The sequence below is a fragment of the Luteibacter sp. SG786 genome (assembly GCF_011759605.1).
In the GTDB taxonomy this organism is placed as follows: domain Bacteria; phylum Pseudomonadota; class Gammaproteobacteria; order Xanthomonadales; family Rhodanobacteraceae; genus Luteibacter.
The window spans coordinates 312167-325060 of the sequence record NZ_JAAOYX010000003.1 but is presented as its reverse complement, the minus strand read 5'-3'; the positions used below and the strand labels follow the sequence as shown (position 1 = coordinate 325060).

Annotated in this window: 15 protein-coding genes and 1 riboswitch; of the genes, 4 read left to right on the top strand and 11 right to left on the bottom strand. The window is 67.2% G+C overall.

Annotation, left to right across the window (positions count from 1 at the left end):
• Positions 1–18 precede the first annotated feature (18 nt).
• Both FHS47_RS17370 and FHS47_RS17365 read left to right on the top strand, forming a co-directional pair.
• The gene (locus FHS47_RS17370; RefSeq protein ID WP_167031122.1) at positions 19–1101 is read left to right on the top strand and encodes a DNA topoisomerase IB; all 1083 of its coding nucleotides are present in this window, start codon (positions 19–21) and stop codon (positions 1099–1101) included.
• Between the two features lie 58 nt (positions 1102–1159).
• Positions 1160–2095 (top strand): hypothetical protein, encoded by a 936-nt coding sequence (locus tag FHS47_RS17365; protein WP_167031119.1) that lies wholly within the window; start codon positions 1160–1162, stop codon positions 2093–2095.
• A gap of 143 nt (positions 2096–2238) precedes the next feature.
• Here the strand turns inward: FHS47_RS17365 and pnuC are convergent, their stop codons facing one another.
• The 11 genes from pnuC to FHS47_RS17310 all read right to left on the bottom strand — a co-directional run bounded on the left by pnuC (position 2239) and on the right by FHS47_RS17310 (position 11301).
• Positions 2239–2820: a nicotinamide riboside transporter PnuC gene (gene pnuC / locus FHS47_RS17360; RefSeq protein WP_167032308.1), complete on the bottom strand. Its 582-nt coding sequence runs from the start codon at positions 2818–2820 to the stop codon at positions 2239–2241.
• 1 nt (position 2821) lies between these two features.
• Positions 2822–4999 (bottom strand): TonB-dependent siderophore receptor, encoded by a 2178-nt coding sequence (locus FHS47_RS17355; RefSeq protein WP_167031118.1) that lies wholly within the window; start codon positions 4997–4999, stop codon positions 2822–2824.
• Between the two features lie 55 nt (positions 5000–5054).
• Positions 5055–5150: riboswitch (TPP riboswitch) on the bottom strand.
• A gap of 21 nt (positions 5151–5171) precedes the next feature.
• Complete coding sequence (locus FHS47_RS17350; protein WP_167031115.1) at positions 5172–6305, bottom strand: phosphotransferase; 1134 nt, start codon at positions 6303–6305, stop codon at positions 5172–5174.
• Positions 6302–7036 (bottom strand): putative DNA-binding domain-containing protein, encoded by a 735-nt coding sequence (locus tag FHS47_RS17345; RefSeq protein ID WP_167031112.1) that lies wholly within the window; start codon positions 7034–7036, stop codon positions 6302–6304. Before FHS47_RS17345 ends, FHS47_RS17350 begins: the two co-directional genes overlap by 4 nt.
• Positions 7033–7875, bottom strand: coding sequence for a DUF692 domain-containing protein (locus FHS47_RS17340; RefSeq protein WP_167031109.1), 843 nt, complete (start codon positions 7873–7875; stop codon positions 7033–7035). Before FHS47_RS17340 ends, FHS47_RS17345 begins: the two co-directional genes overlap by 4 nt.
• Positions 7876–7928: 53 nt before the next feature.
• A complete protein-coding gene (locus tag FHS47_RS17335) occupies positions 7929–8192 on the bottom strand; it encodes a hypothetical protein (RefSeq protein ID WP_167031106.1) in 264 nt (87 codons plus the stop codon).
• Between the two features lie 129 nt (positions 8193–8321).
• Positions 8322–8750 (bottom strand): hypothetical protein, encoded by a 429-nt coding sequence (locus FHS47_RS17330; protein WP_167031103.1) that lies wholly within the window; start codon positions 8748–8750, stop codon positions 8322–8324.
• A 224-nt stretch (positions 8751–8974) separates the two neighbouring features.
• Complete coding sequence (locus FHS47_RS17325) at positions 8975–9442, bottom strand: DoxX family protein (RefSeq protein ID WP_208382110.1); 468 nt, start codon at positions 9440–9442, stop codon at positions 8975–8977.
• 11 nt (positions 9443–9453) lie between these two features.
• On the bottom strand, positions 9454–10188 hold the full coding sequence (locus FHS47_RS17320; protein WP_167031097.1) for a DNA-binding domain-containing protein: 735 nt from the start codon (positions 10186–10188) through the stop codon (positions 9454–9456).
• Positions 10185–11018 (bottom strand): DUF692 domain-containing protein, encoded by an 834-nt coding sequence (locus tag FHS47_RS17315; RefSeq protein ID WP_167031094.1) that lies wholly within the window; start codon positions 11016–11018, stop codon positions 10185–10187. Before FHS47_RS17315 ends, FHS47_RS17320 begins: the two co-directional genes overlap by 4 nt.
• Positions 11019–11022: 4 nt before the next feature.
• Complete coding sequence (locus FHS47_RS17310) at positions 11023–11301, bottom strand: DUF2282 domain-containing protein (RefSeq protein WP_167031091.1); 279 nt, start codon at positions 11299–11301, stop codon at positions 11023–11025.
• 221 nt (positions 11302–11522) lie between these two features.
• Between FHS47_RS17310 and FHS47_RS17305 the strand changes: the two genes are divergently transcribed.
• Together FHS47_RS17305 and FHS47_RS17300 are read left to right on the top strand one after the other, a co-directional pair.
• The gene (locus FHS47_RS17305) at positions 11523–12119 is read left to right on the top strand and encodes a sigma-70 family RNA polymerase sigma factor (protein WP_167031088.1); all 597 of its coding nucleotides are present in this window, start codon (positions 11523–11525) and stop codon (positions 12117–12119) included.
• On the top strand, positions 12116–12757 hold the full coding sequence (locus tag FHS47_RS17300; protein WP_167031085.1) for a DUF1109 domain-containing protein: 642 nt from the start codon (positions 12116–12118) through the stop codon (positions 12755–12757). Before FHS47_RS17305 ends, FHS47_RS17300 begins: the two co-directional genes overlap by 4 nt.
• Positions 12758–12894: the final 137 nt, after the last annotated feature.

Genomic DNA, 12894 nt, shown 5'->3' with positions numbered 1-12894 from the left:
CGGGACATAGTTCCGGCCATGTCCCGGAATCCGCCACCCGAAGCGCTCGCGCTGGTCAGTGAGGAACAGGCCCACGCGAAAGCGGCGGGCCTGGTCTACGTGTGCGACACCGACCCGGGTATCGCGCGCCGCAAACGGGGGCGTTCCTTCCAGTACGTCGACGCCGACGGCGGCCGGATCACCGACGAGGCCGTGCTCCAGCGCATCCGTTCGCTCGCGATCCCCCCGGCGTACACCCACGTTTGGATCTGCGCGAACGAGCGCGGCCATCTGCAGGCAACCGGACGGGACGCCCGATCGCGCAAGCAGTACCGCTACCACCCCCGCTGGCGCGACGTGCGCGACCGTGGAAAGTTCGAGCGGATCCTCGAGTTCGGTGAAGCGTTGCCGCGCCTTCGCCGCCGCCTGCGCAAGGACCTGGCCCTGCCCGGGCTGACGAGGGATAAGGTGCTTGCCCTCGTGGTGAGCCTGCTGGAAGAAACGATGATCCGCGTCGGCAACGACGTCTACGCCAAGCAGAACAACTCGTACGGGCTCACTACCCTGCGCTCCCGCCATGTCGCCGTGCGGAAGGGCCGCATCAGCTTCCACTTCCGCGGCAAGAGCGGCCTGTGGCGCGACGTGCAACTGGACGACCGCCGCTTGGTAAAGGCCGTGCGCCGCGTGCAGGAACTGCCGGGGCAGCGGCTGTTCCAGTACATCGACGATAACGGGCAGCCGCAGCCGGTGGACTCGGGCATGGTGAACGACTACCTGCGCGAGATCACCGGCGGCGAGTTCACTGCGAAGGATTTCCGAACCTGGGGCGGCACCGTCCAGGCCGTCGCCACGCTGGCCGCGCTCACGCTTCCCGAAGAAGGCGGGGAGCGCGCCGTGAAATCCGTGCTCGCCGGTGCGGTGAAGGAAGTGGCGTCCGTGCTCGGCAACACGCCGGCTGTGTGCCGTGCCTCGTACATCCACCCGGAGGTCTTCTCCGGCTGGACCGACGGCCACCTGCATCGCTGGGTTCCGCAGACCTGCCTTCGGTTTCCGCGGAAATTGGAAGCAGCGACCCTGACTTTTCTACGTCGGCGGCTTCGTGCGACGAAGCGCTCCCGTTGAGACGAATGGACGGCTATAGTGCGCGACCGGGGGATTGCGTTCGAATGACGTTGGGGCCGTGGTGAAGATGTTTCGCTGGAAGGTGATCCCCGTCGCGCTGTGCCTGCTGGCCGGCACGGGCACGCATGCGCAGGTTGCCGCCGCCGAGCCGCCACTGGCGGCGCCCGGCCCCGTGGAGCATCGCGGCGTGGTGGACGACACGTGGATCGTCGCGCCCAAGCGCCTGGGCGACGCGACCCTGGCAGCGGTGAAGAACTATGCCGACGAAGGCGACATCGCCGCCGGGGTGTCGTTGCGCTACCGGATCGACAACGCCGAGTGGATCGTGGCGGACGTGTTCATCTACCCGGCCGGCGAAGGCGACAGCGCCGCCATGCTGAAGCGGGCGATGGACGATTTCCGCGAATCGGTGGCGTTCGCGGAGCGCCAGCAGATCTACCGCAACGTGTGGTGGGGCGAAGAGAGTCCCTACACCGCCATGCTGGCCGATGGGAAAAAAGTGGAGGGCCGCTTCCTGCCCATCGTGTTCGATGCCCAGCAGGACATGCTCACGTCACGCGCCTACCTTTTCTACCGGAAGCTGTACTTCGTGAAGATCCGCCTCAGCACGGTGGTGGAAGCCGTGGACTCGCTGGCCGAAGACGCCGACCCGTTCATTCGCAACCTGCTCGGCGGCCTCGACATCGTGAGCACGGGCACATGCGGCAAGAAGATGGACATCATGGTGTCGACTCCCGGGCAGCCGCCGCCGTCGGGCCTGAAGGACGGTGTGAGCCCCGACGGCTACCGCCTGTTGCTGAAGCCGGGCCGCGCCGGCACGGTGGACCACGCGGCGGAGATGGCAAGGACGGCGACGTTGGCCGCGAAGCGGCAACAGGCAAGCGGTTGCACCAGCCTGGAATACGACCCGCCCCAGGAGGACGATGCCCACGCGGTGTTGCACTTGTCGTTTGGCCCCGACGATTGGGGCACCTCGCCGCAGAAGCGGCCTTGACACAAGAACGGCCGGGGCGCGTCCCACGCCCCGGCCGTTGCCGTTCACCGGCTGGCGTGTGGCACTCAAGTCCTTGAGCGAACTCCACCAACCCGCGGCGACCCGGCAATGATGCGGCACTTCGCCGGTCTTGCCCAATGGAACTAATCTGAAAATCGCGGACTTTGTTGTCCGTCCAGGCCTCTGCGCCACGCCCTGAGGCCCATTGCCGCCAGCACAATGAATCCGGTGTACAGCATCGCCGTCACTGGCAGCGACTTGTACACGTATTCCCCCACGTAGAAGACATCGACCACGATCCACAGCCACCACGCGGCCGCGTGGCGCCGCGCCTGCCACCATTGCGCGACGAGGCTGAAGGCGGTGAGCACCGCGTCCAGCCACGGTAGCGAGGCATCGGTGTAGCGATGCATGCCGTAACCCAGCGCGAGCGCCGCCGCCGTGCCTATCGCCAGATGCAGCGCCGCGTCGCGCGCCGGCAGCGTGGCGACGCGCACGTGGCCGCTGCCGTCGAGGTTGCGCAGCCAGCGATGCCATCCGTACAGGATCAGCACGGCGAAGATGGCCTGAAGCAAGGTGTCCGAATACAGCCGCGCATCGACGAAGATCCATGCGTACGCGAGCACCGACACCAGGCCCACCGGCCAGCACCACGGGCTGCGCCGCGCGGTAAGCCATACGCCCGCCGCGCTCACCAGCGCGGCGAACACCTCGAAGGGGGACAATTCAAAAGTCATACGTCATCGACAGGCGTGCGAGGCGAGGCATCCCCGGGAAAAGATAGCTGTCGCCGCCGGACGATCCCGTGTCGCGCCAGTAGAAATGGTTGAAGACGTTGTCGACATTGAGCCGGAAGGTGAGCGCGTGGCCGCTCACGCTCGTCGCATAGCGCAGGCCCGCATCGAACACGTGGTACGCCGGCACCCGGCGCTCGCCGTCCGGCGTAGCGACGTTCGAGCCGGCGTAGCGCCACCCGCCGAGCACGGCCAGGCCAGGCGCGAACGGCAGGCTGTAGTCGGCGTAGACCGCCGTGCGCCAGCGCGGCACGTTCACGACCTGGTGGTCTTCGTAAGCCGGAACGCCGGTATTTTCGGCGCGCGCACGGATGGCGTTGGCGCTGGCGGTAAGCCGCAGGTTCTCGGTGACGCGGCCCGCGAGGTTCAGCTCCAAGCCCGTGTGCACTTCCTGCCCCTGCTGCACGAAGGTGAAGCCTTCGGCCGTATCGTCAGGCCGCGCGAACTGGTAGGCCTGCCGGATGCGGAAGATGGCGGCCTGCACGTCGAACGCGTCGTTTACTGCATACTTCACGCCGGCCTCCACCTGTCGCGAATGCAGCGGCGCGAGCGTGGTGCCGCCGTTCGACGTCCAGTAAGGCGCCTCGCGCCCCAGCGACAACCCTTCTCCGTAGCTCAGGTACGTGGTCAGGGGCGCCGTGGGCTGCCAGAGCACGGCGGCCTGAGGCAACGACTTGCTCATGCGGGTGTTGCGTTCGAGCGCGCCGTCGCTGTCGTACGAACGCTCGTCGAGACGGACGAAACGCGCGCCCGCCAGCACCTGCCATGTCTCGCCCAGGTGCACGCGGTCGATGGCGAACAGGGTGCGCTGCCAGCTCGTGAGGCGACGCACCGATGGCCCCGGCTGGTTCGGCGAGGGGTCGAACACCGGCACCGCACGGTCGTCGATATTGGCGGTACCCACGTAGTCGTACACATAGGCGCGCTGGTCGACGGTGCGGCGGAACGACGTCGCACCGACGTTCAACTCGTGATCGACAGACCCCGTGGCGAAGCTGCCTGTTAGCACGCCACGCACCTCGTCGTTCCGCCGTGTGTCGTCCGGGCTGCGGAAGTCGTACACGTCGTAGTCGCCGTTGGGTGCGAAGAAATAGCCCGGAGTGGCCCCGGAAGCGCATGCCTCGGAGTAGAAGCAGCCGTACGCGAACGCCACGTTGTCGTCGATCACGGTGTGGCTGTGTCCCGCGGAAACCTGCGCGTTCCAGTTGTCGCTGAAACGGTAGTTGAAACGAAGCGACGTGTTGCTCGAATGGATGCCCACCGGACGCTGCCACGGCTGATAGCCGAGCAGCCGTGTGCGGCTCGGGTGTCGCGGCAGATCCGTGCCGCCCAGCAGCTGGTAGCCCGACGCCGAGCGCTGGCCGCTGGTCTGGTAGTCGGTGTCCAGCAGCAGCGTGGCCTTCTCGCCGATCTTCCAGTCCGCGGCCACGGAAACGAAGCTGCGACGGCCGTCGGCGTGCTCGATGTACGAATGGGTCTTCTCGTTGGCGGCGTTCACACGCATGCCGAAGTCCGGCGTGAACCAGGTGCCTAGGTCCAGGGCTTCGTAGTTCGAGCCGTGCGAGTCGGTGCCGAGTGTGGCGGTGTGCACGTTCGCTGCGCGCTTGCTCACGTAGTTCACCAGGCCGCCCGGTTCCACTACGCCGGCTTCCAGTCCGCCCAGGCCTTTCAGCACCTCCACGCGCTCCTTCCCTTCGAGCGCCAGCAGCTGTTCCGCCGACATGATCATGCCGTTGAAGCGGAAGCCGGTGGCGAGATCGAGCGGGAAGCCGCGGATGGACACGTCCTGGTAATACCCGGCGGGGGCATAGTTGTCGTTGATCGCGGCGTCGCCGCGCACGAGTTCGCTGAGCGTGCGCGGCTGGCGATCGTCGATCTGCGCCCGGGTCAACACCGTGATGGACGCGGGGGTGTCGTGCAGCGGCGCGCTGCCGAAGCTGCCGAAGGTATCCAGCTGCGAGTCCGTCGCGCGGTAGCTGTTCGCGGTGGTCGCGTGAACATCCACCGTGGGCAGGGTGCGTGCCTGCTGAGGGGTGGCCGGTTCGTCGGCCGCATGGGCGGAGGCGGCGAACAGCAGGGCGAGGAAAAGCGGAGTGCGGGAGAGGGTCATCGTCGTCTTCGGGTCCACGGACGAAGCGACGGCGAACCACTGGCGCGATCGGCCTTCAGTGATTCTGCAAGCTCCCTACGCCGGTACTAACCGGGTCAGGTTCCAAGGGACTCTCTCAGCCCGGCTTTGCCAGGCACCCCCGCTTCTAGAACGCGTATTGAACCACGAATCGTCAAGCGGCGCTGCGAATGGCCTCAAGCAGGGCCCGGCCGTGGGCGCCTTCGAACCACGCGGCGTGGCCGCGCAGGAAGGTGTGGTAGGCCACATCCGCGTGATCCCGGCGCTTCGTGATGCCCTCGAAGTACTCGACCTCGGACAGCGCGAAATCCAGGTGCACGAGCGGAAGAAGTTCCGCGAGCAGGTCTATCGCGGCGGCGTCGAACGGCCGGACGGACCGGTACCCCGCGACGATCGCCAGGGCGAGGTCGTGCCTCGCGATGTCTCCCCGGTTCACCTCCAGCCAGGCGATGGCATTGCGCTCGATGGCGGTGGCGAGGTCGAACATCGCGAAGGTGCGCGCGGCGAGGCCGACATCGAGCACGTCGGTGATGACCGCGTCGTCCTCCGGGCCGCTCCAGCACAGGTTCGAGACGTGCCAGTCGCCGTGGGTCCAGAGCGGCGGCTGGGCACGCAACCGGGCGGCGACGCGATCGTGCCAGGGAAGGATGGCGGCGCCGATCTCGCTGCGCCAGTCGCGCGCGGCAAGGTAGCGGGCCAGCCCGGGACGCGAGGGAAGCTGCGCGGCGATGGCCGCCAGCGGATCGCTCGATGCGAGGATGTCCGCACGCGCGACGAGGATGTGCGTATTCCGCTGCGGTGCCTCGTAGTGCTCGGCGGCCACATGCAGCCTTGCCAGCATCGCTCCCGCCGCGAGCGCGTGCTCCCTGCCTCCGATGGGCGACCAGGAGAATGCGTCGCGATAGATGTCGGCGCCGCGCGCGGGCTCGTGGACCTCGTAGACCCAGTCGTGGGTACCGAAGACGGTGGCGCCCTCGGCGTCGTGGAGAACGCGCGGCATGGGAACACCGCGTTCGCGAAGGTGGGCGGCGAACCGATGTTCCTCGCTCAGTGTGGCCTCGGTACGCACGCTGCGGTGATGCCGCTTGACGAATACACGACCGTTTGCCGTGGCCACGAGCGCGGCGGCGGAAAGCGGCCGCGGGCTTCGCCATTCGATGACACGTAGCGCACCCAGGCCGGGAATGCGCTCGACGACCGACGACACCTCGTTCGCCACGAGAGGCGGCCAGTCGGGCGTGAGTTGATCGCCGGCGAGGCCATGCGCGAGATGTGCATCGTCGATCATCGACGCAAACCGCGGATCATGCCCTCGGCTGTCCACGCGCCCAGGCAACCGCCGGCGATGCGGGCAGTCTGCTCCTCGTCGTGTGTGCGGCGCAGGCCGGCGCAGATTTCGCCGAAGCTGGCTCCTGCGAGTGCGAGATCCAGGCATGTGGCTTCGTCCGCGGTCATGCTGGCGAAACGGGGCGACAGACCCTGCCGCCACACGCGCGCACCGACGCCTGCGTCCACCAGAACGATCGGCGGTGGCGACACCTCGTCGGCCAGTGCGCGCCACAGTGCCACGGCGTTGCTGCGCATGAGGCGAAAGCGCAGCGTCGGCACGAAGTCGATTTCCACGCGGTCCCAGTCGTCGGCTGTCAGGTCGCGTACTTCCATGGGTTGCACGTCGGGGCCTGCGAAAGCGCGGCGAAGGTGCCAGTCCAGCCATGCCAGCTCGCCGACCTCCGCGTCCGCCGGATAGGCATGGTCGAGCCAGTCGGCGAATTCGCTGCCGTAATCGTCCAGCGTCCATGACGACGGCGCATGGCGGTCGATATAACGGCGGGCGTTGGCGTCGAAAGCGTCGTCGCCCAGCCAGAGCACGGTCTTGGCATAGGTGTCGCGCAGGCAGGCGAGGAGCTGGGCACGATAGTTGTTCGCATACACGGCCATGCCACGCGGATCGATGCCCTCGGGCACCGTGCCCGACGCGATCGCGGCGGCGAAGGCGCGTTGTTGCTCGGTGAGGTTCATGCGGCGCGTGCCCCGGCGCGAGCGGCCAGCTCGCGAGCGTGTGCAAGCTCCGCCAGCAGTTCGCGGAGGGGCGGGATACGGTCGTCGCGCTCGATCATGACCGCCACGTCGCCGAGCCGTTCGGCAAAGCGCGCGTACAGGTCCCACACCGGATCGCACACCGGAGCATCGTGCGTGTCGATCAGCATGTCGGTGCCCTGGCTGTGCCCCGCGAGATGGACCTGAAGCACCCGGTCGAGCGGCAGATGGCGCAGCCAGTCGTCCGGGTCGTGTCCGTGGTTCGTGGCGCTCACGTAGATGTTGTTGACATCGAGCAGCAGATAACATCCCGTGCGTGCGCACAACTCGGCGAGGAACGCGGCCTCGCCCATGGCGGCCTCGGGAAAGGCGAGATACGTGGAAGGATTCTCCAGCACCAGCGGGCGCCCCAGGGCGTCCTGCGCGGCGTGCACGTTCGAGACCACGAGATCGAGCGCTTCTTCCGAGTAAGGCAACGGAAGGAGGTCGTGCGAATTGAAGCCTTCCACACCTGTCCAGCAGAGGTGGTCGGATACCCATGACGGCTGCACGCGATCCGCAAGCCGGCGCAGGCGGCGCAGGTAGACGGGGTCCACGCCGTCGCTCGAACCGATGTTCATCGACACGCCGTGCATTACCACCGGGTAGCGCTCGCGGATACGGGTGAGCACATCGAGCGGCCTGCCGCCATCCACCATGAAGTTCTCGGAGATCACTTCGAGGAAGTCGACGGGCTGCTGTGCTCCGAGGAAGTCGTCGTAATGGGGAACCCGCAGGCCCAGTCCGAACCCGGATATCGCTGTCGGTGGGGAATGGGACATCGGATGCTCCACGCAAAGGCCCGGCCGCCGCGAGGCCGGCCGGGCCACCACGATTACTTGGCGGTTTCGCTGCCGCCCTGGGCCTTGCATTCCTTCACGGAAACTTCCTTGAAGCCCTGGCCCTTGCAGCTGTTCATGCCCTTGCAGTCGTTGTGGGCGGTCTTGCAGTCCGACGTGCCCTTGCAGCTGTTGATGCCGTAGCAATGCACCGTCTTGCCGGCGGCCTGTTCCCCGGCGTGGGCGGGCGCGGAGATCGCGGCGACCGAGACGGCGAAGACGGCGGCAGCGGCGGCGATGCTGTGGGTGGCGGTATTCATGATCTTTCTCCGTGACAGGAAGGTTTGCCGAAATGGCATTGTCGAATTCGTTCGACCCGGCCCGTCGGTTACAGAAGGATACCTTTTTCCCATCGGGGAGGACCGGACGTTCATGGAACGCTTGGGGCTTCAAGGCCTCGGCAGAACGAGCCGGTACTGCCCATCGCCACCCAGGGGAGGCGCCGCCTCGTCGATGCGCGCACAGAGGCGACCGTCGCCGCACGGAGCCACGTCCGCCCCGTTCACCGCCTTGAGGTACGCAACTTCTCCGAGAAGGCGCTCGTACTCCTGGCGGTAATGCCCATACAAGGCCTGATACACGAGTACGACGCCCGCAAGGGAAAGAAGGAGCATGCCGCCCATGCCGAGGTAGAGCCGTCTGCGCAGATGCGCGAGGTTGAGCGAATGCAGCTCGAAGCTGCGGGCGGCACGATTGATTCGCCCCACCATCTCGCTCACCTCGTGCCGCACCGCCGTCATCGTCTGCTGGGCGTCGGCGGCGAACGCCTGGCCCGACCGGTCCAGCCCGGCGCGCATCGTCGTGCGAAGATCGCGCATGCCTGTGTGGAGCTCCCTGCGCAGGGCAGCGATCGCTGCGGCTCCTTCCTCGTGTGCCCTGGGATCCGCTTCCGCGTGTGCCTTGCCTGTCATACCGCTGTGCCGTCCACTATCGAATGCGCGCGCAACCGAGAGTGGCCGGGCGTCGCATCCGTTAGTTTGCCGCTGCGCCGGGCGCCGAATGCGTGCGCGGCCCGCTTTTCAGATTTGTTCTAGGTGAGTTGTCAGCGAATCCCGAAGACCCGGTCCAGGGAAAACCGACCCGCTCCGCGGCCAAGCAGGTAAAGGAGAATGGCAGCCCAAGAGAGATGCGTCGGCCAGGCATCGGGATAGACGAAGATTTCGATGATGGTCGTCATGCCGAGCAGGACGAACGCCGAGAAGCGCGTGGCCAGGCCAAGCACCAGAAGAACGGGCACGAAGGTTTCGACGCCGGCCGAGAGATGCGCTGCGATTTCCGGTGGAATCAACGGCAACCGGTACTCACTGCTGAACAGCTCGTACGTGCTGTCGGTAACGGTAAGGAAGCCTTCCACTTTCGTGCGCCCGGACTGGAAGAAGATGGCGGCGATGGAAAAACGCCCCGCCAGCGCCAGCAGGTCGTGGCCGATCCATGCCTGGAGACGATCGGCGAAGGCATTCCAGCGGTCACGCAAGGTGGGGCGGCTCGATACGAGGATGTCGGATGTCATGGTGGATTCCTTCATGGGGTGGCGAATGCACCGGACCGCAGGAGCCCGGAAAGCGTGAGGTCGATACGGGCGTCGGGGTGCGTTGTTGCGGCGGCCAGGGTCGCCTCGCCCAACGTGGCGCCGGCCGCACATGCCTCCAGCAGATCGATCTCGAGCGGCCCCGCGGACAGCACGTGCACGCCCTGCGGCGTGCGAAGCACGAGCGCCTGTTCGGGCTGCCACGAGAGGTCTGCGTGCACCGCCTCGCCACGACGGCTCGCCTCCCAGATGGTTCGCGACGGCATAGCGGAGGAGAACCAGCGCGTGGCCGGATGTGGACGGACGCATGTCCTGGCCAACGCCCCGGGGCCAAGCGCCGCCAACCGATCCGCGCACAGCGTCGGTACGTCCTCGGCATGCAGGCTTTCCATATACAGGCGGTCGAGCCGGGCCACGTCGGCAAGGTAGGGAAGACTGCCCGCCGGCTCGAAGCCCGCGAGGAAGTCGGCGAACGATTCCCCGTACATGGCCAGCCGTGCGTCGCGCGGCGGAGAGGATGCGACATGAATGGCGGCGGCGGACCGGAACCAGTCGCGGCCCACCAGGCATGCCACGGCCGGAAAGTTCGCCTCCAGCGCGTCCAGGCATGCGCGCATCACGGTGTTGCGGTAGACGGCGAACGCCGGATGGCTCACGGGAGCGAACGAGGACGTGTCGGCGAAGAGCGCGGCGGCGAAGTCGCGCTGGAATGCGGCGAACCCGTTCATGCCGCCATCCGCCGTTCGCTCAGCAACGCGGCGGCCCGCTGGCATTCCGCATGCAGTTCGTCGAAGGCCGGCACATGACCGTCGCGCTCGATCAGCGTGGGGCGCGCGCCCGCGATCGCCAGCACGTGGCGATAAAGCTCCCATACCGGATCGGCGATGGGGCTGTCGTGGGAATCGACGAGCAATCCGCCGGCGAGTCCGTCGTCGACGGCATGCCCCGCCAGGTGAATTTCGGTAACGGCACGCAGGGGGAACGCGTCCAGATACGCGCGCGCGTCGAGGGCGAGATTGTGAGCGCTCACGTACACGTTGTTGACGTCGAGCAGCAGGCCGCAACCCGTGCGGCGTACGAGCTCGGCGAGGAAATCGGTTTCGCTCCAGTCGTGCCCGTCGATCGGCAGATAGTGCGACGGGTTTTCGAGCGACAGCGCGCGGCCAAGGGCGTCCTGGCTGCGCTGCACGTTCTCCACCACGCACGCGAGGGCTTCGTGCGTGCGCGGGAACGGCAGCAGGTCGGGAAGGTATGCGCCAGCCCATGACGACCACGCCAGATGCTCGGACACAAGTACCGGTTTCACGCGGTCGACGAGCCGGCGCAAGCGGCGCAGATGGTTCGTGTCGGGCGGTGCGGCAGATGCCAGCGAAAGGGACACGCCATGCAGCGAGATCGGATGCCTGTCCGCCACGGCGTCGAGCATTGCGGGGAGCGGACCGCCGCCAAGGTAGTTTTCCGGGTGCACTTCGAGCCACAGTCCCGGCGACGTGCATCGCAGTACGTCGTCGATGTGTTGCGGCTTGAAGCCGATACCGGCGGCAAGCGGCCCGCGCATGGCGTCAGCCGACCTTCGTCAGCGAGCCGTTGCCGTGCGGCGTCTTGATCGACGTGCACGTGCCGGCGGGAACCAGCTTCCACGCATTCTTCTGGTAGTCGGCCTTGGCCGTGCCCGCGCAGGTGGTACCCGGACCGGCGGCGCAGTCGTTCTGGCCGGCCTTGGAAACGCCCCAGCATTTCTCCATGGCGGGCTTCTTCGCGCCCTGCGTGTCGTCCGCGTGGGCGACACCGCCCACCAGGGCGGCAAGGGTAAGGGCGAGCGTGGCGGCGTGACGGTTCATGTGTATCTCCTCGGAAGACGGACGGGAATGTCCGGGTACCTGACGAGTTCGCTGGCACGGCCAACCCGGTTACAACGAAAAAGCTTGCGAAACATCTGTAACCGGGCGCCTCGTTCGGACGAATCAGGTACATGGCCACCGAGGTACTCCCATGGTTATTCCTGCAGCCCGCGCGCCCGGTCCCTTGCGATGTCCTACGCAACGCGGCTAAAACGCTGTCGATGAAAAGCCGGCAGGCCAGTGCGCAACCCCTCGAACCGCGACCGGCCGGATCCTCCGCGGCCGAGGCCGAACTGCGCGTCTGTCTCGTCGCCGGCCTGGCAGGCGACGCCGCGCGGTATCGACGCTTCCTCGACGGCCTGTCGGGTCACCTTCGCGCGTACCTTCGCCGCCGCCTGCCACGGGCGCGGGACGACGTGGAGGACATCCTTCAGGAAACCCTCCTGGCGGTACACAACGCGCGGCACACTTACCGTCCGGAACAACCCCTTACCGCCTGGGTCCATGCGATCGCCCGTTACAAGCTGATGGATTTCTTCCGAGCCCATTCGCGCCGGGAGGCGTTGCACGACCCCTTCGACGACGATGGGGGACTGTTCGTCGCGTCCGATGTGGAGCCCACCGACGCCCGCCGTGACGTGGCGGTGCTGCTCCAGGCCCTGCCCGACCGCCATCGGCTGCCCATTCAGCTGGTGAAGCTGGAGGGCCTGTCCGTCGCCGAGGCGGCGCAACGCTGCGGCATGTCCGAATCGGCCGTGAAGGTAGGCGTGCACCGGGGGCTGAAAGCCCTGGCGGCACGCATTCGGGGGAACACATGAAGACCGACGACTTCATCGCCCTGCTTGCCGCCCAGACGCCGCCGGTGGACCAGCACGCCCCCGCGCGGCGGTTCGCCCTCGCCTGGATCGCCGGTTTCGTGGTGGCGCTGCTGCTGATGGTGCTGCTGCTGGGCGTGCGGCCGGATATCGAAGATGCCGTGCGGGTACCCACCTTCTGGTTCCGGCTGTGCTATGCCGGCGCCATCGCGGCCGCCGCCCTCTGGGTCACGGCCCGCCTGGCACGGCCCGGAGTGCGGGTGGGCGGCGCATGGGCGGTGCTGGCCACGCCCGTGGCGCTGGGTTGGGTGGCCATGGGCTGGGTGCTGGCCCATGCCGCCCCAGGCACGCACCTGCCGCTGATCCTGGGGCACACCTGGCGGGTCTGCCCCATCCTCATCGCCACCCTCGCCATGCCGGCGTTCGTGGCCATGCTCTGGGCTGTGCGCGGCATGGCCCCGGTCAGGCCAAGGCTGGCCGGGGCCGCGGTGGGGCTGCTCGCCGGCGCGACGGGTACCGTGGCCTATTGCCTGCACTGCCCGGAAATGGCGCCACCCTTCTGGTCCACGTGGTACCTCCTGGGCATGTTGATCCCCGCCGCCCTGGGTACGCTTGTCGGTCCACGCGCCCTGCGCTGGTGAGTCCCGGCAAATCCGGGCGCTAATTCGGCAAATCGTCGAAAACGCCGTTCAGTCGATGGCGAAGGGGCCGCTATACCTTCAAACTAAGGCAACGGTCGGAATAACCCCTGGGTGTCGCCAGGGCCTTGGACCATCAG